The sequence below is a fragment of the Chitinophaga fulva genome, from assembly GCF_012927205.1.
Classification (GTDB): Bacteria; Bacteroidota; Bacteroidia; order Chitinophagales; family Chitinophagaceae; genus Chitinophaga; species Chitinophaga fulva.
In genome coordinates, this window is sequence record NZ_JABBGC010000001.1 from 2,761,219 (window position 1) to 2,786,095 (window position 24,877).

Sequence of the window (24,877 nt, forward strand, 5' to 3'; positions counted from 1 at the left end):
GTAGCCAAAATTCTGATCGCAATGAAATCAACCATTTGTCTATTGACAGTAGCCATGCTGCATGTACATGGAACGGGCCTTTCCCAGACCGTTTCCTTCTCTGAGCGGCGCGCCTCCCTTCAAAAGGTATTTAACGCCGTCAAAAGCCAGACCGGATACGTGGTATTCGGTAATGCCGCTTTGCTGGAGACTGCCCATGCCGCCTCCCTTAACGTACAGGATATGCCAGTGGCCGATTTCCTGCAACTGGTGCTGAAAGACCAGCCACTTACTTTCCGCATTGCGGGTAAAAACATTATTATCTCAGAAAAAACAGCCGCTCCTTCCGCCATGTCGGTGCCGGTTGCCGATGCAGCGCTGCCGCCCGACTCCGTACGGGGCATCATCCTGTCTGCCCAGGGCACGCCGCTGCCAGGCGCTTCTGTACGGGTGAAAGGCGGCTCCATCGGCGCAGTGACCAACACGCACGGGCATTTCTCCCTAAAGAACATCCCGGACAACGCCGTGCTGGTGGTTTCCATGATGGGCTTCGAACCGATGGAAGTACGCGTTGTTAAAAACGGTAACGGCTACACTGCCGCCGCTGTTGACAACCGCCAGGCTGCCCTGCTGAAAACAGCCGCAGGTCCTTTTGCGATCACAGTAAAACTGCAGGAAGCCGTCGGTCAACTGAAAGAAAACGTGGTGACAGGCTACTTCGTCAAGTCCCGCGAATCCTTTACCGGTGCGGAAAGGACCATCACAGGCCAGGAAATCCGCCAGGTAGGTACTGCCAATGTGCTGCAAACCATCTCCCTGCTGGACCCGGCGGTATCATTGAAAGAAAGCATCGACTTTGGCTCGGACCCCAACAGGGTACCGGAGATCACCATCCGCGGCGAAAACAGCTTCGACCTGCGTGGTTCGGCAGATGACGGGAAGACCAACCCCAACAGCCCGCTGTTTATCCTCGATGGGGTGGAAGCAGGTGCCGAACGCATATACGATCTGGACATGAACCGTATCGAAACGATCACCATCCTGAAAGATGCCTCCGCTACTGCATTGTACGGCTCCCGCGGCGCCAACGGCGTGATCGTGATCCGCACCATCCGCCCGAAAGCCGGTGAGATAAGGGTTTCCCTTAATGCCAACTACATCGTGTCTGCACCGGACCTGCGAGACTACAACCTCATGAACGCACAGGAAAAACTGCAGTATGAGAAACTGGCCGGCAAATGGACAGATCCGTTGAAGAACTATGATACACAGCTGGACCTTGACATTAAATACAATGAAAAATATAAAGAGGTAATGAGAGGGGTGAACACCTACTGGTTGAGCAAGCCACTCCGGACCTCCGTCAACCAGCGCTACAACCTCTTCTTCGAAGGCGGCGATAAGAATTTCCGCTACGGTATCACGCTGCGCAACGACAATGATAAAGGTGTTATGAAAGGGTCTGACCGTAAACGCAATGGCATCGGTATCACCTTTAACTACGATATCGGCCAGAACTTCCTGGTGCGCAACGACCTCTTCGTGGATGAAGTAATCGGCAATAATTCCCCCTATGGTTCCTTCGATATTTTCGCCAAAGAAAACCCACACGACCGCATATACGATGATAACGGTAACTTCATCCTCAAACTAAGCAGCGGCCGCGATAATCCGCTGATCAACGCCACGCTGCCACAGAAGGACTTTACCAAATATGTGGCCATACAGGACAACTTCAGCATCGACTGGCGGATCATCCCGGCGCTGCGCCTGCAAGGCCGTGCCAGCCTGACCAAACAGCTGGAAAAATCGGAGTACTATCGTTCTCCCTTCTCCTCCGAATACGCCACCGTACCTGAGCCGGAAAAGAAAGGGGAGTACCGCGCTCTGAATACAGAAATGCTGAATGTGGACGGTAACGTAACACTCGCCTATAACAAGGTAATAGACAAACATGTGATCAATGTGGGCGTGGGCGCCAATGTGCTCACTAATTTCAAGAGTGGCAGCGGTTTTACCGCCACCGGCTTCCTCAATGATAACATGACTTTTGTGGAATATGCCGCCCAGTTCAAAGAGAATTCCAAACCTTCCGGCGTATTCGATAAATCGAGAATGATCGGTTTCTTCGGTAACCTCAACTATGGATATGATGGCCGTTATTATATCGACGCCTCCTATCGCACAGATGGTTCCAGCAAGTTTGGCCGAGACTCCCGTTTTGCGCCCTTCTGGGCAGTAGGTATGGCCTGGAACGTGAACAAGGAGCGCTTCTGGGGCACCAATACCAATACCCTGAAAATCCGCGCTTCAGCAGGTAGCACCGGTACGGTCAACTTCTCTTCCAGCCAGGCCCTCACTGCTTACCGGTACAGCCAGAACAGTGAGTACAACGGTAACCTCGGTGCGCGCCTGATGGGTTTTGGCAACTCCTCCCTCAGATGGCAGAATACCCTGTCCTACAACGTAGGCGGCGACCTGACACTGTTCCGCAATTTCCTGCAGATTAACGTGGACGGTTATATTAAGTTGACCGATAACCTGTTGCTGCCTATCGATGTGGCGCCTTCCACCGGTTTTACCAGCTATGTGGAAAACATGGGCCAGATGAAAAACAGCGGCGTGGACGTACGCGTGCGCATGAACCTGATCCGTGACGCTAAACGGAATTTCAACTGGAGCGTGACACTGGCCGCTATCAGCAACCAGAACAAAATACAGAAGCTCTCCAATGCGTTGCAGGCCATGAATGCCGAAGCCAACAAAGACTCCAACGCGATAGGACCCAAACCGCTGCGTACCTACGAAGTAGGCCGCTCACAGAGCGCGCTGATGGTGGTACGTTCTGCCGGCATCGATCCTGCCACCGGTAATGAGATCTATATCAAACGGAACGGAGAATATACTTTCGATTATGATTACCGCGACAAAGTAGTGATAGGGGATACCCGCGCCACTGTGGAAGGCACCTTCAGTTCCAACCTGAATTGGAGAGGATTCAACCTGCTGGCGATTTTCTCTTATCGTGTGGGCGGCAAGATCTTCAACTCTACGCTCAAAACGAATGTGGAAGGCGCTGACCCGCTGTTTAATGCCGACAGGAGAGTGTTGTATGACCGTTGGCAACAGCCCGGCAGCACGGCCAGGTTCAAGCGGATTGATGATAAATCACCTACCTATCAGACTTCCCGCTTTGTGCAGGATAATAACCTGTTGACGCTTTCGTCCCTCTCCCTGACTTATGACCTGCCGACTGTGCTGTCAAAGAAAATGAGGGCAGAACGGATAAGGCTGCAATGCTCTGCCACAGAGTTGTTCCGATTGTCGACCGTAAAAGCGGAAAGAGGAACGATGTATCCTTATGCACAAACATATAATGGCGGGTTCAATGTCACTTTCTAAATCTCTATCATCCTTTAAATCTTCACACATGAAATCCAGGCTTTTGATACTGAGCATGCTGATGCTGATATTTTCATCGTGTAAAAAATGGCTCGATGTAGATCTGATCAACCAGGTGGATGAAAACAAGCTGTTTAGCAAGGAGCAGGGTTTTACAGATGCCCTCGCCGGCGCGTATAACCAGATGGCGGAAAAGAATCTTTACGGCCGTAAACTGAGCTTTGAATTACTGGATGTACTGGGGCAGTATTACAGCTATACCAGTATCTCCGAATCGTATAAGCCTTACCGTGATTACCAGTATAAAGATGCAGCTGTACGCGGACAGATAGACGCCGTATGGACAGATATGTATGGTAATATCGCCGCTATCAATAATATCGTTCGCTGGGAACAGAAAAACGGGGCCGTGATGCGGCCGAATGTCCGTAAACAGGTGCTGGGAGAAGCGCTGGCTTTGCGGGCCTACCTGCACTTTGACCTGATGCGCATGTTCTGCGAGGATATCAAGTTTAATCATCAGGCTAAAGGCATTCCTTATAACAAACAGTTCGGGGTAGCGTTGCCGCCGGTATATACGCTGGCAGAATGTTACCAGCTGGTGCTGGCCGATCTGGAAGCAGCGTGGGCCTACCTGGACGAAGTAGATGCCATCAATAACAAAGTGCCTTACCAATCAGCAGACAAGAACGTGGCAGACCGTGATGTGGCGCGTATGAACAAATACGCCGTAAAGGCGCTGATGGCCCGTGTTTATATGACAATGGGTGATAAAGCCAATGCTATCCGCTGCGCCAAAGAGGTGGTGGATTCCCGTAAGTTCCGGCTGCTCGATTTTAAAGCCAGCGTAGATGTGGATGAGAACAAAAGAGACATCCTGTTCTCTGATGAACATATCTTTTCACTGCGTAACAAAACCATTCCGGAGCTGTCCAACGAAGTGCATTTTGATATCAAAACAGAAACCAGTACTACTTTTGCCAAGCTGCCTTTCGGCGATGCAGCAGGTATCTATGGCTCCAATACAGACGATGCCCGTTACCAGCTTTGGTTCGATCTCAATAAGGTGACCAAATACACCCGCGGCAAAGTTGTCACTTTTACCCCTAAAATTCCGCTGATCAAGCTTGCTGAAATGTACCTGATTTTGACGGAGGCGTATTATGACACCGATCGTAATCTCTCGTTGCAGTATCTCAATGACCTGCGGCGTTCCCGTATCAGGAACGTGTCTGACTGGCATTACATCACCCGGGACAATATCTTCGAGGAAATTGTCCGTGAATTCCCGGGAGAAGGTCAGCTGTTCTTTGCCTACAAACGCCTGAACAGGGCTATCCGCAATACTTCAGGTACAGGGGACATCCAACCGTCCAACAACATTTTTGTATTCCCGATACCTGACAAAGAACTGGAAACAGGGAACCGGTAAATGATTTTCTGACCGCTATCAACAAAGCATATGAAAAAACTGATTATCATATATGCGCTGGCGTTATTGGCTGCCTCCTGCACCAAAGATGCCGGTCTTACCTACACAGAAAAGGACAAGATCTACTTCGCCTATAACTACCTCTACTATACGCAGGTAATAGAGTACAACAAAGTAGTGTTCTCCTTCGGGATGCGGCCTGATTCCATTATAAAAGATACCGCCAAAATCGGCATCCGGGTGATGGGACAGCAGGCTGACAAGAACAGGCAGTACCGTATTTCTATCGATAAAGACTCGACTACCGCACAGGAAGGTGTGCATTACGAAGGGCTGAAAGAGCTGAACACCTTTGGAAAGGGGCTTATCCAGGACACTCTCTATATTGTGGTGTTGCGTAGTAAGCTCAATAGCAGCCATATCACGCAGGAGAACCGCCGGTTGCGGCTTCGCATGGAGAGCAGTGAGGATTTTGACAAGGGGACCCAAAAGGGTGCCGTCATCGATCTCTATCTGAACAATTATCTATCAGAGCCCAAATGGTGGAAAAAGTATGAAGGCTATGGCCTGTATTACTATCATCCGGAGAAATGGAAAATACTGATGGCGTTTCATCCCAGCTTCAGAGATGCCAATTCGGATTACCCGATGAATGCGAACCAGGTGTCGACGTATTTTTCCTCACTGCGGTCTTATCTGGCCCAGAATCCCACCTACGATAAAGAAACCCACGCAAGGGTATTAATTGACAAACTTGTACCGTAGCATTATGAAAAAAATAAAATTACTATCGGGTATGTTCCTGGTGGCAGCGGCGGTATCTTCCTGCTACAAAGACAAAGGAAACTACGACTATACAGAACTGAATGAGCTGAGTCTTAAAGGCCTGGAGAGCCGCTATGAGCGCGATCAGGACGACTCGCTGAATATAAAAGTGGACCTGAAAGGCACCCAGTATGCTGATACTTCCCGCTTCACCTACGCATGGGAAATAGGCCGGGTGATCCTGTCCACGAAGAAGGACCTGCATCTGAAAGTAAATATGGCCACCGGGGACCACCTGGCCCGTTTTATCGTTACCGACAAGGACAATGGCGTAAAATCCTATTTCCGTTTTAGTTTGCGTGTTGTCTCTGCCACCGCCGGCGACCTGCTGCTGGTGCTGAGTAACTATAATGGCAGGGCGGAGCTGTCTTACCAGCGCCTGGACAAGGAGGCTGATTTTGCGGTCAACTATTACCAGCAGCGTTTTGGGCAAGCACTGGGCACCGGTCCGAAGCAGATTTGTATCGGTTACAATACCATGGCCAATCAGCAGCCTTTTGCGGATACGTCCGGCAGTGTACAGGTGATCACAGCAGAGGGGATGAAGATCATCTATAAAAATACGATGGGGCCTAAATATAATTTCAACTATGTCACCGGCGCCACTTTCGCTTCATTCCTGCCACCATACCCGGTACAGGACGTATCCGGTTTTAGCCCGGAGTATGCAGCATACCAGGTAGAGATGTGGAACCACAATCCTTATGGAGGCATTAACCAGAATGGCCGCCTGTATGTTATTTCCGGCGGTGCGTTGTATACTGATATGTTGGACAAGGACCGCATTACCGTGTACGCGAACCAGAAAATAGACAAGGGATACCTGGCGCCGGCATTGTGTTTCGCCTCTGTTGCTAATTCGCCGCAGGCCAGTCCCACGCTGAAGATGCGCGGCTTTGACGTATCCAGTTATGCCTTGTTGTTCGACAATACGAACGGACGTTTTCTGTACAGTAACTACGGCAACCGGCCATTAACCATTGTGGACAAGGATAACAAGGAATACCTGCCCACTTATCCGGGATACAAAATGATCTACGCCACCCATACTTCCACGCCCAATAAGTGTGTGGCCGTGCTGAATAATGGCACTAAAACCAAACTGGTGTACCTGACTATGCCCGGTAACGCCACGCAGCAGGCCACTATGCCTTTTGCTGTGAACGGCGAAGTGGAAGTGAATAATAACCTGATCAATGAGGACAGCCGTTTTTATATGATGCGTTATTCTCCTTACCTGTTGTTCAGTTCCGGCAGCCGTATTTACCGGTATAACGTGTTGAATATCCAGAGCGGTGCGGCTCCAGCTGATCCTATTGCAGACCTGAGCAGCATGGGTTATGGCAGCGACGCTGCTATCAAGGCGTTTACCGTGTCCCGTACAGAGCAGAACCTGCTGATGGCCGTGTCCCGTTATGGCGCCACCACCAGCGGTGATGGGCCGCTTCGTGGCGATGTGGTGAAAATGTTGTTTGACAACGCCGCCATCAGCCTGAAGTTTGATAAAAAGTATGAAGCCGTATCCGGTAACCCGGTTGATATCCGGATTAAATACCAGACCCACCAACGGGATGGGGTAGACAGGAACGGCGTATTAGTAGATAAAATCTGATAGGCATCATGAAAAAGATACTGACCATCATTGCCCTGCTTTTTGCTACCATGGCTTATGCCGGGAAAGGGCTCCGCTTTTCCCACATCAGCTGGAGCGAAGCGCTGCAACAGGCGAAGCAGGAAAAAAAACTCATCTTCATCGATTTTTATACGCAGTGGTGCGGCCCTTGCCGCGCCATGGCCGATGAAGTGTTTGTCACCCGTGCTGTGGGAGATTTTTACAACAGCCACTTCATCAACCTGAAGATTGACGCTGAATCTCCCGATGGGAGTGTGCTGGCGCGTAAATACGGTGTGAAGGTGTATCCCACCTTTGTGTTCATCGATCCGGCTACGGAAAACGCGGTGCATTTTTCCACCAGCCGGCAGGATGAAGACATCTTCCTGTTTACAGGTGCTTCCGCGTTGAGCCGTGACCGTAATTCGGTATTTCTGTATGACCGGGAGAAACAGGGCGCAGCCGATGCAGCTTACCTGTACAACATGGCTTATTATCTCTCCAGTATTTATCAGCGGGAGGCGGCAGAGAAAAAGTTCAGCCAGCTGCTCAGTATAAAAGGACAAGATCTGACCAATGCTGATATCTGGGAATACTATACCCGCTTTATCCGCGACAGGCAGCATCCGTTGAGCCAGGAGTTGCTGCGCCAGCCGGAGAAATACAGCCGGTTGTATGGCCAGGAAGCTGTGGCCGATCAGCTATACGCCTTGTACCGTTGGGAGCGGGAAGTGTCTGTATTGCAACAGGCGCCCGCATTTGAAGGCCGTTCTTATCTCATCGCCAAACAACGTTTTGAGGAAGCGATGAAAAACCGTGACTACCAACGGGCAGGCCTACTCGCAGATAGTATGCTGTTACAGGCCGGTAACCGCAACCAGGAGCTGTGTGCCGATCTTGACTTTATGGTAAGGGTACGGGACGACAACGCCGCCATGCCCGAAGCGCAGCTAGCCGTATTGGCCAAACTGGCGCAGTATGCCGCCTACAATGTGCCCGACAGGGAAAATGGCATTGCACACTTTAACTATGCCCGCCTGCTGGAATACATTATCCGTCAACAGCCGAAGCAGGGCGCCGGTCTGATTGCCACACCGGCCATCGGCGCAAAGGAGTACTCATTAAGGCCGCCAGGGTTGCAAGCCAAGCCGGTCAAGACAAAAAACACCAAATAGCTTTGTCCATGAAAAAATATATCTGTTTACTGGCTGTTGCCGCAGGGCTGCTTTCCTGTAAAAAAGACACCAGCATATATGCGCCACAGCAGAAAGAGCAGGTGCCTGGCGGGCAACTGTTTAATCCCGATGGCCCGGACCAGTGGCCCGACGGCGTTCTCAAATCAGGCGTCAACAAGGTCGTCCTCGATGTGACCATGCCCACCGGCGAAAAGGTAAAAAGGGAGTTTAAATATTATTTTCCTATTTCACTGAACCCGCAGAAGCCGATATCGCTGGTGTTTAACTTCCACGGGAGTTATACCTATACTGCCGGCAGCACGCCGCCAGACCCTATCCTGAATGTGACGCCACAAGACCCGCTCAACCGCCTGGCAGATACGGCTAATATCATTACCGTATTTCCTGCCGGCACCGCTGAACCGGGAGCTGTCAACTGGCAGTTCTCCGAAAAGCATATCCCGTTTGTAAAAGCGATGATCGCTTTCTTTAAAGCCTCCACGCCAACGGTAGATGCCAACCGGATATACACCTGCGGGCATTCCAGCGGTGCTATCTTTTCGTTTGTGCTGGCCCGTGAGATGAGTGATGTATTTGCCGCAGCATGCCCGGTATCCGGACAGATGAAGCTGGTCGATTTTACCGCCCCCGTGCGGACTACCGCTGTGCGTGCGTTTAACGGGCAGAAAGATGCCTCGGTGAATCATGCCGCAGCGCTGGACAATATCAGGGTATGGGCCGATGTAATGGGCGGCTACTACGCTAAAGACAGTATTAAAGGCCAGCAGTCTATTGTTGCCGGTACCTATACGTTGCTGCCTGTCAAATGGGGCAACGGTAACGGTAATATTGAATTCTACTCTATCCCCGAGGCGGACCATGGTATCAACTGGAACAACATTATCACCTACATGTGGGAATTCATGCGGGCTAACCCGCTGAACAAGCCGACGGGCGCATATGTAGGTGTGAAACAGAATACCCTTGGTTTTACACCCGGCAATACCTACACCATTCCCGTACGGAGTGCGAACAATGTAACGGTGAGGGTAGCTGCCGCACCAGCAGGTTTTAATGTAAGCCTGTCCGGTGGTAATTTGCAGATAGAAGCGCTGGCTAATGCGGCTAACGGTAAGATTGTGCTGGAGGGTGCGTTGAATGGCACTACGCAGAATACGGAGGTGAGCCTCACAAAAAATTAAACCATCAGTTTTTGAAAAAGGGATGATGCCTGAAGATGGTATCATCCCTTTTTACGTTTAGAGATATTCGTATTTTTGCGTGAAAATAGAAAAAGAAGATGTGCTGGTGTAGTTCTATTTAAGCACTACCACACTATCCCTGGCGATTTTGAAGTTGCCTTCGGTGATTTCTTTTATGCCGCTTACATCCTGTGTGCCTCCGAAAGCCCTCCCGCTGAAAGTACCTTCAATAAAAGCATCATCATAACGGGTGATCTCTATACGGAAGGGAGCATCCGGATGTTTGGAAGAATTGCCCGATGCAGTGTAGATATCCTGGAGGCCCCAGCTATCAATGAAAGTCTGCCACGCAATGGAATTATCAAAGCCGGTAGTAACAGTGCCATAGACCCCTTTTTTAATCTCGTGTCCGGGAAAGTTGATCCTTACGTACAGGAGCGCTTTTTTATCTTTTCCCGCTTTTCCCACAGCAAGGTCTGTTCCCCTTAATTCGATCATGGAGAATTGATCACTGGTTTTTTGAAAGTAACTTTTGGTTGTCAGTGAGTCCGAAAAAAGGGTGCCATCCACTTTCATGCTGATAAATTCTACAGATGGTTTGTGTATAACTGGTGGTTTATTTTCGCCAGGCGGAGGGGGAGGGGTATCGTGATGATCTTTCTTGCAGGCGAATGTGAGGGAAATCATAAGCATTAATACCGGTACAATTAATGGTTTCATATCGTTTTATATTGTGGTGAAGAATTACGGCATCACGAAAGATGCCTCATCATTATTGCATAAAATTTGTTCCAAAAAATTAAAAACGGGGTGTAAAAAGACGACTATTTTTTTCAGGATAACATTACTACCGCGAGTTGTTTTTTGTCATGAGACTAAATGGATAGCTACGTGCCCCGGCGAGATATCTAGATAAGAATAAAAGATATAACAGCTTGCTATACACGAAATTCCCTTAAATTCGGACTATATCTTAAACCAACACACAACTAGTTATGAAAAAACTCCTCTTGTTAGCCTCCTGGCTGCCATTGATGGCTGTAGCACAGGATAAAGGCATGCATTTCGAGCACGGAACCACCTGGGCTGAAGTTAAAGCCAAAGCCAAAACAGAAAACAAATACATTTTTGTGGACTGTTACACCACCTGGTGTGGGCCCTGCAAGTACATGTCTGCTAATATTTTCCCCCAGGAATCCGTGGGCAACTTTATGAATGCCAAGTATGTCAATGTAAAGGTGCAGATGGACCAGACGGACAAAGACGGGGAGGATGTTAAAAAATGGTATGCTGACGCCAAACAGATAGAAAAGGATTACAGCATACGGGCTTATCCTACTTTCCTCATCTTTGCCCCCAACGGGGAGATCGTGGACCGGCAGATTGGTGGCGCTGACGCGGACCGGTTCATTGAAAGATGTGCCGCTTCCCTGGAACCGTCCAAACAGTATTATCCGCAGCTGGCTAAATACCAGGGTGGCCAAAAAGATACCGCTTTCCTGCGTAAGCTGGCTTACCTGGCGATGGAAAAATACGATAACGCCAATGCTAACCTGGTGGCCAAAGACTATCTCAGTCAACAAAAAGACCTCTATACACCTGTCAATATCGAATTTGTGAGCAGGTTCACCCAAAGTTCTAAAGATCCGGGTTTTGACATGTTCCTGCATCATGCCGACAAAGTGAATAAAGTACTGGGCGCCGGTAAAGCAGAGGCAAAAGTGCTGGCTATCGCCGCCAACGAAGAGGTATATCCCCGCCTGCGCACCAAAGATAACACCGCGCCGGACTGGGCTGGCATCGAAAAAGATGTGAAAGCCAAATACCCTGGTATTGCAGAAGAACTGATGCTGAAATCCAAAGTTCAGTACTATGTCTTTGCCAAAGACGCTAATAACGCAGTGACCAGCATTGTGGCCTATATGAAAAAGTACGGTCACAAGGCAGATCCTCAGGCCCTGAATGAATATGCCTGGACCATCTTCGAAAAATGCAATGATGCCAAATGCATAGAAGAGGCGCTGGAATGGAGCAAACGCTCTTTCAAAGACAATGAGATCCCCGCTTTCATGGACACGTATGCCAACCTGCTATATAAAGCCGGTAAAAAGGCAGATGCACTGGCATGGGAAGAAAAAGCCATGAACAAAGCAGAAGGAGACGAGAAAAAGAACTACGAATCTACCCTTGAAAAAATGAAAAAAGGGGAGAAATACTGGGACTGATTTCAGTCACTGAAAAAGTCTTTTAACGATAAAGCCGTGCCTGTATCAGGCACGGCTTTATCATTTATTTACATCGACTCTCCGGAAATGCGGTTGCAGTAATAAATAGTAGTTTCAGTATGTGTAGTATTAAGCAGCACGAAGATTCACAGATTCCACGATCCTGAAAAACCTTTAACCCAAAATCTACATACATGAAAAAACGATTCCTTATGATCGCCCTCGCCGGTTGTGCTATTGCCAGCTCCTGCGAAAAAAAGGATGCTGCCGGTAATCCCGACAACCCGTCCAACGCTAAAACTACCCGTATAGACTTCACCGTTACTGACGTTGTTACCGGCTTCGCCATCCCGGATGCTACCATCAGCGTGAAAGCGCCCGATGGAAAAGAAAGCCGGCTGACAGCCGGAAAGAACGGCGTGGTGTCATTTCCTGCCACAAACGGAAAGTTCACTTTCGTAGTAAACGGGCAGGGATACCAACAACTGGAGACTCATTTCTCCACCGGTGAAGATTCCGTTATCCGTGCTCAAATCCACCTGGACCCCCAGGTGAATACCGCTGCTGGCAGGAACACGGAAAATACCAATACTATCACCATCAGCGGCTACCTGAGTGATGCAGATGCGCATGCACCTCTCGCAGATGTGGAGCTGGACCTGGGCAGCCATACCGCCAGAACAGACAGCAGGGGCTATTTCAGCACCAGTTTTCCCGCTGGACCGCCTGCGGCCGACCTGTCTGTAAAACCTGAAACCATTACCCTCAGCGCTGCTAAATCAGGGTTCGTTACCCATGTATTGAAAAATTTCTACCTCATACCCGGCGCTTATACGTTTAAAATTACGCTCCGTAATGTTGGTTCACAAGTCGCTGCGCCAGCAGATGGCAGAACAGGGAACGAAGAGGTGGAATACCTGCGTCAGGGGCTGCTGGACAGAACAGCCGGCGAAGCGCAACAGCGCGAGGTATCAGCCGTAGCTGCTGAACGCAGCGTTACTACCTATGGCAAGGCTGCTGCCGCATTGAGTTTACCGGCCAGCATCCGCGTGGGGCTCAACTGCTCCTGCCTTACCTGTAGCTCCGTACAGGTGATGAGCCTGGAATCTTATACCGCCTCAGGACTTGACAACGAGTGGATTTCCAGCTGGAAAGCTGCTTCTCTGCAGGCAGGTGCTGTAGCTTACCGCTCTTATGGCGCATGGCATGTGCTGCATCCGATAAGAACTAACTATGATATTTCCAGTACGCCTTGTTCACAGGCATGGGGCAGCCAGACAGCTTCGTCCACGATCAATGCCGCCAACGCTACTGCCGGCGTCTATTTATCGCAGAACGGCGCTATTTTCAGGTCAGAGTATTCTGCTGAAAATAACAACGCCGGTTGCGGAGATGGATTCAGTGGTACCGGCAGCTCATGGCCTTGCATCTCCGATGCCCGTTGCGCCGGACGCACCACCAACGGTCATGGCAGAGGCATGTGCCAGTGGGGTTCCAGCTTCTGGGCCAGTGATAAGGATTATCGGTGGATACTCAATCATTACTACAACCCTGGCGGCGTGGTAGTGCAGTAATAACAGCGGTAGTGAGACGTTCTTACGGAAATAACCATGTTGTTAATACAATGGCCGGTAGTCCACAAAACTACCGGCCTTCACTATATATATTGGTGTTGCCTAAATCTGGTTTAGGAAATTACTGAGCGACTGCTCCGTTTGCAGGCCGATCTTCTTTCTGATCCTATACCGGCTCACTTCCACTCCGCGGACGGTAATGTTGAGCAATTGCGAAACCTCTTTGGTGGTTAAATTCAGCTTGATATAGGTACACATCTTTAAGTCGGTATTGGTCAACTGTGGATATTGCTTTTTCAGTTTATTCAGGAAACCATCATTCAATTCATCAAAATGGGCGGCAAACGCATCCCAGTTGGCGTTGATCTTTTCCGTGTCCTTGATCAGGTCTGTGATGCTTTTAATATCATTGTCGCTGTTCGTCTCATGATTGAGGCGGGAGACTTTCTCCTTTATCTTCGTTAAGGTATCGGCTTTTTCCATCAGGTGCATACTGGTGTTGGCCAGTTCTTTTTTCTTCAGCAGGATCTCCTGTGCTAATTTTTCATTTTGCAGTTTGATGATTTCCTTTTCATTTTTTTCCAATTCCAGGTGGTGGATGTACTTCAGCCTTTTCTGCTCTTCTTCAAATTTTTGCTGTTGTAATAGCAGTTTATGTTTTTGTTGTTTTCGTATCAGCCATACCAGTCCTGCGAGCAGGGAGATGTAGCCCAGCATGGCCCAGATAGTTTTGTACCAGGGGGCCTTTATCACAAAGCTGTAGGCAACAACTGCGGATTCATGATGCTGGTTGTCGCGGGCTTTGATTTTGAAGATGTATTTTCCATTCGACAGGTTGGTATAGTCCTTTTCTGTTTTGGTGTCCCAGGAAGACCAGTCGCTGTCATAGCCTTCCAGTTGGTAACTGTACGCTATGCTCTTCCGCGATTCATAGGATGGGGAGCTGTATTCAAAATGAAAGGCATTAAAGCCGGATGGCAATGGTTCGATTTCCTGGTTATGGGTGTACTGGTAGCCGCCAAAGATGGTGCTGTCGGACTTGCCGGTGCATTTTACCATTCCTAACCGGACGGTGACATTCGGCTTCGCCGCTGCATATCTTTTGTAATCGAGATGTATCAATCCTTTTTCAGAGCCAATAAAAACGTTTTCCCGGTTATAGGGATATATGTTTTCAAACTTTGGCAGCAGTTGTCCGGCCAGCTCCGGAAAATAAATGACGTTTGGGTTGCTGGTGGCGTCTGCGGGAAAGAAGTGTATGACTCCTGTTCCCTTTTCGTTGCAAAACCATATGTTGCCTTCCTTGTCTTCCGTCAGGTACTGTACTTTCATGGTGCCAAACACGGCGGAGAGGAACGCTGAGGGGGAAAACCTGTTTGTCTGGGGATTAAATTCATAGAGCCCCCGGGCGGTAGCAAAAAGGATTTGATTTTTTATTTTGAAGACAAAGTTATTTAGTGCAGAAGGCAGCCCATCGTTGGGAGTGTACAGATGAGAGGCATATTTTTTCTTGTCCTGTGATAAGCTGAAACGGTAAATACCGCGATAGGGATGGGATGCCCAGATATCTCCGTTGTTATCCAAAGCCATAAAACGGTAGGAATCGTGCAGACCCTCCATTTTGCCTTCGTCCTTAAAATTGTTGTCTTCATACCGGAGCCGTTTCAGGCCGTTGTACGTGCCTACGATAATATCCCGTGCCGGATAAATTGACGACATCGGCAGAAAATACCAGCTGCCGGCGCCTCCGGAAATCAGCCGGGCATCGGTGCCCTGTATGTCATAGCTCCCGATATCATTGCCGAGCAGTAAATGGCCATTGATTTCACGAAGGTTCCAGGCTTCGCGGTTTTCTGTATTTTTTACAAGGGAAAAATCATCTTTGGTAACATGGATTTCATTGTTGGGCAGAGGGGCGCTGTATAGTCCGTTGGAGGTGCCCACATACAGCCTGTTATTGAAAACCCGTGTTGAGTAACCGGGCAGGTTGTTGGCTTTGCCAATCTGAAGGTACCTGATGGCGGAGTTGTAGTTGATGTAACTGATGCCGCTATTCAGTCCGGTCCACAGATTGCTGTTGGCGTCCACAAAAATGCTCAGTGCATTGTTGTTTTGAAGCCCTTGTCCGTCAGAGAAGCTCTGCCATACATTGGTTTTTATGTTGACTACCAGGCATCCGCCGGAGGAGGTGGCCATGGCAAATTCATCATCGTTTATTTTTGCGGCAGTGTTGATGTATGGATTATTTTGTCCGTTATTTTTTTGCGGGGTGATGGCGCCGTTGTGTAATAGAAAAATACCAGTTGTCCTGGTAACAATAAAAACACTGTCTTTCCCCATAGGGACTATGCCGGCAATGAGCACGCCTGCCAGCTTTTTACCGTCTTGCAGTGGCACCCACTGGTTTTCATGCAGTTGCAGTAGTCCGGCAACGCGGTCTGACGCATATATCTGCCCACCAGCACGGGCCATGAAAAGCCATTGGGAGCCAGACAGGTGGACATGGACTGAATGGCCGTTATATTCGAAGATGCGGTCATCGGCCTGGAAGAAAATCCTGTTGCCCATGATGGCGACATGCCATACATCTGCAAACTTTTTATGCTGTTCCGGAATTTTGTCTTTTAAGGAGGTATAGGTGAGCATACCATTGGTCCCTGGAGAAAAATATCCTATTTCATCTTGTCCGCCGACGAAGATTTTTCCGTCGTCACTGATAGCAAGCGACCATATAACGGTGTTGTTAGGCAGGGGATATAATTTCCAATGACTGCCGTCGAAACTCAACAGCCCTTCATTATTGGCAAAATACATGACCCGTTGTTTGTCCTGCCCAATGTCCCAGTTCTGGCTGCCTCCCTGATAATCGAATTTCGTGTAGTTGACTACTGCCGGAATGCCTGTTCCATTTTGCGCGTGCGCAGCATGGTTGCATGTTGACAACAGCCCAAAGAAAAACAGGATATTAAGCAGGATCTTATTCATATTTCAAGCTCCTCACGTGGATGTAGTAGTATTGTAGTAGTGTCTTTTGCCATAAAAATAGAGAATTAAGGGATAAGACGTAGTAATGAAGTAGGGTTTTCTTAGTGTTTTCTGACAGGCTCACCTACTTTTGTTTTTCCACGATCCACATTTTCAGAAATGAGCCAACAACTAAATTTTGCGTATGAAAAAAAAGTTCTTCAGAATTTTTATCCCCCTTTTGCTTTCGATTATCACCCATTTTACAACCAATGCCCAAAACAAAACTGTAAAAGGTACTGTAACAGATGACAAAAATACACCTGTCATCGGGGCCTCAATAGGTGTAAAAGGTACGGTTATCGGTACCTCTACAAATGAAGCAGGGGCTTTTACCCTTTCCGTACCTGCTAGCGCAGACTCGATTGTTGTGTCTATGGTAGGATTTAAAAGAAAGGTAGTTGCTATTGCGGGTAATACTTTAAATATTCAGCTGGAGTCTTCGAGTACCGGGCTGGATGAGGTGGTGGTGGTAGGTTATGGTACCCAGAAGAAGGCCGACCTCACCGCTCCGGTCACGACGGTGAATACAGAGAATATGCTGAAGCGGACCACCGCTACTCCGATGGAGGCGCTGCAGGGAAGTGTTCCTGGTGTGCAGGTGGTCACCAGCGGCGTTCCGGGCAGCTCCCCCAATGTCCGCATCCGAGGGGTCGGATCATTTAATAATGAAAATCCGTTATATGTGGTGGACGGCATGTTTGTCAGCGATATCAGCTTTCTGAATCCCAATGACATCGCCGACATGTCTATTCTTAAAGATGCGTCCGGTGCTGCTATCTATGGTGTGCGCGCTGCCAATGGCGTAGTATTGATCACCACAAAAAAGGGAAAAACAAACATGAAAACCCGCGTGACCTACAATGGTTACGTAGGGGTGCAGAAGCCAACGCATGTGCTGAAAATGGCTAACGGTCAACAATACACTGCGTTTTCCCTGCAAAGGGGGTCTGTTGCAGACACCGGCACCGTGTTGTTGTCTTCCCAGAAATACGGAGGCAATGGCCTTAATCCCACCACCAGCACAGACTGGTATGACGTGATATTAAGAAAAAGCGCATTGTTGACCAACCACGGCATTGACATTCAGGGAGGAAGCGACAAGGTCACCTATTCCATGGGATTGAACTATACCTACCAGGATGGTATTCTGAACGCGCTGAATAACTTTAAAAGATACAATGGACGGCTGCAGCTGGAAGCCCGGGCCTTCCCCTGGCTGAAAGTGGGCTTCTCCGCGATCTTTAATAATTCCGTTACTTTCAGTCCCAACAGCTCCGCATTTTTGGACGCCTATACGGCCTCCCCGCTGTTCCCGGTGTATGACAGTGCCAATGTCAATGCATTTCCTGTAAAATTCACGGCTCCTTCTGTTATAGGACGGTCTGATGATAAAAACCCGATGGCCTCTGCCTATTATAATTACGACCGGTCCAAAGCATTCCAGGTTTTACCGACTTTATATGCAGAAGCTGGTTTCTGGGAGAATAAAATCACGTTCAGGTCTCAGTTAAGCCAGATATACGGCTCGTTGCTGGGAACAAAATACAGGCCCGTGATGAATCCCGGCCCAGGCGCCGGTTCTACGGTATCCCATCTAACTTCTATCCAGGAGCGGACCACCAATTATATACTGGACAATCTCCTTACCTACAGGGACAGTAAAGGCATGCACCATTGGAGCATATTGTTGGGACAGTCCACCAGGGAAGAGCGCTGGCGCCAGACACGGACGGAAGCGGATAATGTTCCCAACGTGGAAGAGTCATGGTATACCGGTCAGGGTACCCCCAACGCTGCTTACTATGGAGAGAACGGTACTCGTAATGCAGGGCTTTCCTATTTCACGCGCGCTACTTATGACTTTGATAACAAATACCTGTTGACGGCCACTTTCCGTGCCGACGGAAGCTCCAAATACCAGACGAAATGGGGGTACTTTCCCTCTGTAGGCCTTGGATGGGTGCTCAGCAAAGAAGCATTCATGAAGAACCAGAAAATCTTTGATTTCTTAAAACTCAGGGGTAGCTGGGGACAGCTGGGGAATGACGGCGTGAATGCCAATGCGGGCTATGCGATCGTTAAGACCGGTAACAGCACTTCCGCTGTTTTCGGTAGCACTGCCGGCGCCAATGGACAATATCTGCCGGGGTATTCCGTCAACCGGTTCTTTACGGATATCAGCTGGGAAGTAGTGACAGAGTGGGATGGGGGTATTGATTTTGAAATGTTCAGGGGTAAATTAAAAGGCTCTGTTGACTATTACAACAGGAAAACCACGAAGGCTGCTTTCTACCGGCCGTTCCCCTTCACGTATACCACTATTTACGGTAACTGGGCTGATATGCAGAACAGCGGATGGGACATTGCCCTGAACTGGAATGATAAAATCGGACAGGTAGGGTATCAGATAGGAGCCAATATATCAACCTTAAAAAACAAGGTCACCAATTTAGGAACACTCCCCAGCTCCACCAGTGGTTTCCCGGAATGGACGGCGGAATTCCCCAATCGTATACTCGTGGGAGAGCCCATCAACTATTTCTACGGGTATGAATTTACCGGTGTTTACCAAACTCAACAGGAGATTAATAATGACCCTGTTGCCGTTCATTATAATCAGACATCTTCATCGCCTATTGTTCCTGGTTTCCCTAAATACAAAGACCAGAACGGCGACGGCATCCTCGATGATAAAGACCGTATCAATATGGGAAGTTATCTTCCTAAAATGACCTATGGTTTCAACATAGGCCTGACTTATAAAAAGTTCGATTTCAGCATCGCCTTCCAGGGCGTGTCGGGGAATAAAATATTCAACCTCAACCGGGGACGGCTTTACAAGGCGTCCACCTCGCTCAACCTGGATGAAAAATTTGCCACCAGCCTGTGGACCGGCCCCGGCTCCACCAATGCGTACCCTTCCGCGTATGCACTGGGCCAGGGTTGGTTTAAAGTCAGCAATTCCTTTTTTGTAGAGAGCGGTGCTTATTTGCGTATACAGAATATTCAGCTGGGTTATAACTTTAATGTAGGTAAACAATCTCCCATTGGGATGAGAGTATTTGCCACTGCTGACAGGCCATTTATGTTCACCCGGTACAACGGCTTTACGCCTGAAGTAGGCACCAATACAGGCGGTGGTTACCCTGTTTCCGGTTATGATGCCAATGTTTACCCGGTTTCTTCCACCTACAGCTTGGGTGTCAGGGCTACTTTCTAAAGCGGTATCTCCTGAACGGATAAACGAAAATGTTTCCTGTAACAGCAAACAAAAAAAGAAAACATGAAAAGCTATATATCAATTTTATTCCTCGTAATATTTTTATCTTCCGGTTGTTCCAAGTTTTTGGACCGTCCATTGGAAAACCAGCCTCAGGTCACCTCTATCGATTATACAGATTTGTCGCTGATGTACCAGCCTGTGTCTGGTGTGTACAGAACGGCTGCCAGCGGCACTTTTGGGAAATGGATCAGCGTAGCCATCCGGTCTGTGCACAGTGATGATGTGACACCGGGAAATGACGATGCCGGGCAGGTGGCCATTCATAATTTTCAAAGTGATGTGACCGTAAAAAGTTACTGGGGCATCAACGACATGTGGATCAGCATGTATTCGGTGGTGCTGGGTGCTAACAGCGCACTGGCTGAACTGGATAAATTCGGAAAGAATATCCCGGCCAACGATGCGGAGAAAACCAAACTGCTGGCAAAATATCAGGCGGAAGTCCGCTTTTACAGAGCGCTGGCCCACTTCTGGCTTTGCCGGACTTATGGTGCGGTACCTATTCTTGGCATAGAAAGCAACGATCCCGCCAACTTGGGCGGTGTTACAAAGAGCAGCATTGAAGATGTGAAAAAGCACGTTATCGCTGAAATGGATTTCTGTATTGCGAACCTGGAAGATGCCCGTCCCAACGCGGCCACCCATATCGGCGCCGTGACCAAATACGCCGCCCTGATGTTAAAGGCGAAGGCAGCGATGGACCTGGCCGGTAATAATAGCGGCAGTCCTTATTGGGACGTGGTGCTGGACTGCACTAACCAGATTGTCAATAGTGGCAAGTTCTCGCTGTTCGGCGATTATTATCAGCTGTTTAAAAAGCCGGGTAAGTTATGCGATGAATCCATCCTGGAACTGCAATATTCGGATTTCGGGAAGTCGACCGGCGATATCGTCATTTCCGGCGGCCCCGGTGAGGAGTGGGGCAACTTCTTCTTCTTTCAGGGGCCTGAAAATACCTACAGCCCTGTCATTACCGGTCCGGGTTGGATGGTGCCCACACAAAAGGCCGTGGATTTTCTCACCGCACGCAACGACAGCATTCGTTTGAAAACGACGATCCAGTATTGCGGGATTAATGGTGCTCCGGATACTTATTCCGTTACGCCTGACGGGGACACTATCTCCGGTAATGCATCAAGGAAAAAATACTTCAATGGGAAAGCCTATTCTCCCCGCTCGCAGATGACGCCTGATAGAATAGATTATTATGGCGCGAATAATAATGTTCGTATTATGCGTTATGCAGAGGTGCTCCTCATGAATGCGGAAGCCAAAATCCGCAAGGGGCAAAATGGGGATGCGCAGGTAAACCAGGTCAGAAACCGTGTGAAACTGGCCTCTATTTCCAATGTAACGCTGCAGCAATTGCTGGATGAGCGCCATGCAGAGCTGATTTGCGAATGGTGGGGCGAAAGATTTAATGACCTGGTGAGAACAGATCAGGCAGCAACCGTGCTTCCGGGTTTTGTAAAGGGGCAAAGTGAATATATTCCCATCCCGCAGGCACAGGAAGATGTAAACCCAAGACTCAAATAATTTAGACAGACATTTAAGCAAATGAAAAAAAGTATTTATGGTTTCTTGGTCATAGCGGCGGGATGCTGCTATATGGCCACAGCACAAGCGCAGTCTATTAAACGCCACCAGAAATGGAAGCTTGCCTGGAGTGATGAATTTAATTACGCCGGGCTGCCGGACAGTACAAAATGGGAATACCAAACAGGAAAGTCCGGCTGGGGGAACAATGAGCTGCAGTTTTACACCGCCGCCGATACCAGCAATGCTAAAGTGGAAAATGGTAACCTGTACATTACTGCCAGGAATTCCGGCAGTGGCGATCATCAATACACTTCAGCGAGGATGGTCACCAAAAATAAAGGTGACTGGAAATACGGGAAGCTGGAAGTAAGAGCGAAGCTTCCCAAAGGCAGAGGGCTCTGGCCTGCCATATGGATGTTGCCTACAGACAATGGATATGGTGGCTGGCCGGAAAGCGGGGAGATCGATGTAATGGAACATGTGGGATATATGAAGGACAGCATCTTCGGAAGCCTGCACAGTAAAACCTACAATCATATTATCGGTACCCAGAAAACAAAAGGTGTCTTTATTAAAAATCCTTACGACAAATTTCATGTGTACGCCGTTGAGTGGAGGCCTGATCATATCACCTTCCTGCTCGATGGAAAAGTGTATTACCAGGTGGCCAATGAACACAAAGGACATGAGGGATGGCCTTTTGATAAGCGATTCTACTTGCTGCTGAACGTAGCCGTCGGCGGCAACTGGGGAGGAAAGGAAGGGGTGGACGAAACGGTGTTCCCCGCAGCGATGCAGGTAGACTATGTACGGATGTACGATTGGATGCAATAACCGCAGACGGTTATGATTATTTTTCTGGTGAAATCTTTTTAAAGTTAAAATATGAAGCAGGTTAAAGTAGCCATATTGGGAGCAGGATTTATTGCAGATATCCATATGGAAAGTTATACACGGTTTGTTCCGGAAGCAGAAATAGTAGCGGTTTTTACACGAAACGAAGAGAAAGCCCGGGCCTTTGCTGCTAAACACCATATCGCACAACATTTTTCATCGATCGATGAGCTGATTAAGCATGCAGACTTTGATGTGGTGGATATCTGTCTCCCTAACTTTTTGCACAGGGATGCGACGCTGAAAGCCGCTGCTGCGGGTAAACACATTATTATCGAAAAACCTTTGGCGGTTACGTTGGAGGAAGCCGATGAAATGATTGCCGCCTGTGAAAAGGCCAACGTCAAATTAATGTATGCAGAAGAACTTTGTTTTGCGCCCAAGTACGAGCGTGCCCGGGCATTGGTGGAAGAAGGCGCTGTAGGGGATATCTATATGTTAAAGCAGTCGGAGAAACATTCAGGTCCGCATTCCGACTGGTTTTATGATGTAAACCAGTCCGGCGGTGGTGTATTGATGGATATGGGATGCCATGGCATCGCCTGGTTCAGGTGGATGTTGAAAAACAATAAAGCAGTGAGCGTGACAGCGTCTATGAAAACCGTGTTCCACAAGGAAAGAACGAAAGGGGAGGACAATTCTATCGTCATCATAGAATTCGAAAACGGGGTCACTGGTGTGGTGGAGAATTCATGGGCCAAACATGGTGGCATGGACGACCGGAGTGAAATTTACGGAACAGGAGGGGTAGCCTATGCCGATTTGTTTGTGGGCAATTCTGTACTGGCGTATAGCCGCAACGGTTATGGTTATGCCATGGAAAAAACAGATACAACGGTAGGCTGGAGCTTTTGTATGTTTGAAGAAGCCTTTAACCAGGGGTATCCCCAGGAATTAAAGCACTTTATTGATTGTGTACAGCATGACCGCGAGCCGTTGGTGACGGGGAAAGATGGCAGGGCTGTACTGGAAATCATCTATGCGGCCTATGCATCTGCCGGAGAAGGCAAAAAGATCACGCTTCCATTTGATCAGCGGGTAGAGAAGCCTGTTGATTTATGGTTGAAACCATCCGTTCATCCTAAAAACTGAAATAGTGGAAATAAAGATCTATCCTACATATGAGGCCCTTTCAGCAAAGGTCGCCGAATGGGTGTTGATGCTGATGTCTGCATATGACAAGCCGTTGCTCTGCCCCGCGTCCGGTGATACGCCGGCAGGTTTATACAAAGTATTGTCCGAAAGGTATCTGCAGCAGAAAGGTGGGATGGACGGTTGGAGCTTTGTTGGCCTTGACGAATGGGTAGGGCTAAATGCTTCAGATGAGGGAAGCTGCCGGCATTTCATTGACAAAACGTTGTTTCATCCGCTGGAGGTGACCGGTGAGCGCATTTGTTTTTTTGACGGTCGTTCAGCCAATCTTCCGAAAGAATGCCGGGACGCAGAGCAGTTTATCAGCCTGCAAAATGGAATTGATGTAGCTATCCTGGGATTGGGCATGAACGGGCATATTGCCATGAACGAACCTGGCTGTGCGGTTGATGGCCGGGCGCAAATTGTGGCATTGCATCCTGTGACAAAGCTGGTGGGACAAAAATATTTTACGCAACAGCTGGAACTGGAAGAGGGCATCACTTTGGGAATGGGCACGCTGCTGGAAAGCAAACATATCATACTGATGGTGAGTGGCAAACATAAATCAAGAATTGTGAGGAAGATGCTGGAAGAACCTGCTACGAATGAGCTGCCGGGCAGTCTGCTGCTGTGCCATCCGTCAGTGACCATTTTTTTGGATGAAGATGCTGCTTCCGGTTTGTCAAACAAGGATTTACATGGATATAATAGGAATTGACCTCGGTGGTACCAATCTACGTGCCGGCGTGGTAAAGGAGGGTGTTCTTCAGCCGGTTGTTTCGCAGCCACTGAAGGCTCACGGGAACCACGCTGAAGTGGTGAAACAGATTTTCGGGGTAATAGATAAAATCATTGACAGTGATGTAAAGGCCATTGGCATAGGTGTGCCGGGGCTGGTGGACCCTGTCAGCCGGATATTGTACAACGTAGTGAATATCCCGGCTATCAATGAAACGGACCTCCGGGGGATATTGGAACAACGGTATCGCCTACCCGTAAAAATAGAGAACGACGCCAATTGTTTTGCGCTGGGGGAGTTTCATTTTGGTGCCGCACGATCTTACAAATCTGTTGTCGGGTTAACGATAGGGACGGGACTGGGTGCAGGAATTATAACGAATGGGAAATTGTTTACCGGGAAGCATGGCGGAGCAGGGGAATTCGGCATGATCAGTTATCTCGGCAAAAATATAGAGTACTATGTCAGTGGCCGTTTTTTTGAAGAGGTATATAAAACAGCGGGAGAAGTTGTTTATAAAAGGGCACAGGAAGGGGATATTGAAGCGGGGTACATGTATGAAGATTTTGGCAGGCATCTGGGAGAAGTCATTAAGCTGGTCCTCTATGTATTAGATACGGAATGTATTGTCATTGGCGGGGCGCTGAAAGCAGCATTCCCTTTTTATGGGAGAAGCATGTGGGAAACCGTGCGAGGCTTCCCATTTCAACGTGCGGTGGCTTCCCTGAAAATAGTAGCATCTGTCCTGCCCGGCAGTAATATTTTAGGCGCGGCTGCTTTGCATCTGCTGTCAGTGAAGAATGGTGCGGTTAACAACTAAATAAATTTTTTGAGT

16 protein-coding genes are annotated in these 24,877 nt (G+C 48.7%); 14 read left to right on the plus strand and 2 right to left on the minus strand.

The window, feature by feature from the left end; genetic code table 11:
- Nucleotides 1-21: 21 nt before the first annotated feature.
- The 6 genes from HHL17_RS11490 to HHL17_RS11515 are packed head-to-tail and all read left to right on the plus strand — an operon-like array spanning nt 22 to nt 9,627.
- Entirely contained in the window at nt 22-3,381 is a 3,360-nt protein-coding gene (locus HHL17_RS11490) for a SusC/RagA family TonB-linked outer membrane protein (protein ID WP_169224858.1), read from the plus strand.
- Nucleotides 3,382-3,409: 28 nt separating this feature from the next.
- Entirely contained in the window at nt 3,410-4,813 is a 1,404-nt protein-coding gene (locus HHL17_RS11495) for a RagB/SusD family nutrient uptake outer membrane protein (RefSeq protein ID WP_169224859.1), read from the plus strand.
- Between the two features lie 30 nt (nt 4,814-4,843).
- On the plus strand, nt 4,844-5,578 hold the full coding sequence (locus HHL17_RS11500; protein WP_169224860.1) for a DUF4843 domain-containing protein: 735 nt from the start codon (nt 4,844-4,846) through the stop codon (nt 5,576-5,578).
- Nucleotides 5,579-5,582: 4 nt separating this feature from the next.
- Nucleotides 5,583-7,250 carry a PKD-like family lipoprotein gene (locus tag HHL17_RS11505; RefSeq protein ID WP_169224861.1) on the plus strand — a complete coding sequence of 556 codons (1,668 nt, stop codon included), beginning with the start codon at nt 5,583-5,585 and terminating at the stop codon, nt 7,248-7,250.
- An 8-nt stretch (nt 7,251-7,258) separates the two neighbouring features.
- Nucleotides 7,259-8,425: a thioredoxin family protein gene (locus HHL17_RS11510; RefSeq protein ID WP_169224862.1), complete on the plus strand. Its 1,167-nt coding sequence runs from the start codon at nt 7,259-7,261 to the stop codon at nt 8,423-8,425.
- An 8-nt stretch (nt 8,426-8,433) separates the two neighbouring features.
- Nucleotides 8,434-9,627 (plus strand): alpha/beta hydrolase family esterase, encoded by a 1,194-nt coding sequence (locus tag HHL17_RS11515; RefSeq protein WP_169224863.1) that lies wholly within the window; start codon nt 8,434-8,436, stop codon nt 9,625-9,627.
- A 114-nt stretch (nt 9,628-9,741) separates the two neighbouring features.
- Here the strand turns inward: HHL17_RS11515 and HHL17_RS11520 are convergent, their stop codons facing one another.
- Nucleotides 9,742-10,347, minus strand: coding sequence for a hypothetical protein (locus HHL17_RS11520; RefSeq protein WP_169224864.1), 606 nt, complete (start codon nt 10,345-10,347; stop codon nt 9,742-9,744).
- A 275-nt stretch (nt 10,348-10,622) separates the two neighbouring features.
- Here HHL17_RS11520 and HHL17_RS11525 point away from each other — a divergent pair, with 275 nt between their 5' ends.
- Nucleotides 10,623-11,852, plus strand: coding sequence for a thioredoxin family protein (locus tag HHL17_RS11525; protein ID WP_169224865.1), 1,230 nt, complete (start codon nt 10,623-10,625; stop codon nt 11,850-11,852).
- A gap of 194 nt (nt 11,853-12,046) precedes the next feature.
- Nucleotides 12,047-13,426: a SpoIID/LytB domain-containing protein gene (locus HHL17_RS11530; RefSeq protein ID WP_169224866.1), complete on the plus strand. Its 1,380-nt coding sequence runs from the start codon at nt 12,047-12,049 to the stop codon at nt 13,424-13,426.
- 102 nt (nt 13,427-13,528) lie between these two features.
- Here the strand turns inward: HHL17_RS11530 and HHL17_RS11535 are convergent, their stop codons facing one another.
- On the minus strand, nt 13,529-16,411 hold the full coding sequence (locus HHL17_RS11535; protein ID WP_169224867.1) for a ligand-binding sensor domain-containing protein: 2,883 nt from the start codon (nt 16,409-16,411) through the stop codon (nt 13,529-13,531).
- Between the two features lie 184 nt (nt 16,412-16,595).
- On the opposite strand from HHL17_RS11535, the gene HHL17_RS11540 reads away from it, so the two are divergent.
- The 6 genes from HHL17_RS11540 to HHL17_RS11565 all read left to right on the plus strand — a co-directional run bounded on the left by HHL17_RS11540 (nt 16,596) and on the right by HHL17_RS11565 (nt 24,862).
- Nucleotides 16,596-19,673, plus strand: coding sequence for a SusC/RagA family TonB-linked outer membrane protein (locus HHL17_RS11540; RefSeq protein ID WP_169224868.1), 3,078 nt, complete (start codon nt 16,596-16,598; stop codon nt 19,671-19,673).
- Nucleotides 19,674-19,736: 63 nt separating this feature from the next.
- Entirely contained in the window at nt 19,737-21,272 is a 1,536-nt protein-coding gene (locus HHL17_RS11545; protein WP_169224869.1) for a RagB/SusD family nutrient uptake outer membrane protein, read from the plus strand.
- Nucleotides 21,273-21,293: 21 nt separating this feature from the next.
- Entirely contained in the window at nt 21,294-22,109 is an 816-nt protein-coding gene (locus HHL17_RS11550) for a glycoside hydrolase family 16 protein (RefSeq protein WP_169224870.1), read from the plus strand.
- 51 nt (nt 22,110-22,160) lie between these two features.
- Nucleotides 22,161-23,261 carry a Gfo/Idh/MocA family protein gene (locus HHL17_RS11555; protein WP_169224871.1) on the plus strand — a complete coding sequence of 367 codons (1,101 nt, stop codon included), beginning with the start codon at nt 22,161-22,163 and terminating at the stop codon, nt 23,259-23,261.
- Between the two features lie 4 nt (nt 23,262-23,265).
- On the plus strand, nt 23,266-24,021 hold the full coding sequence (locus HHL17_RS11560) for a 6-phosphogluconolactonase (RefSeq protein WP_169224872.1): 756 nt from the start codon (nt 23,266-23,268) through the stop codon (nt 24,019-24,021).
- Nucleotides 24,002-24,862, plus strand: a complete 861-nt coding sequence (locus HHL17_RS11565) for an ROK family protein (RefSeq protein ID WP_169224873.1) — start codon at nt 24,002-24,004, stop codon at nt 24,860-24,862. Before HHL17_RS11560 ends, HHL17_RS11565 begins: the two co-directional genes overlap by 20 nt.
- The last annotated feature ends 15 nt before the right edge of the window (nt 24,863-24,877 follow it).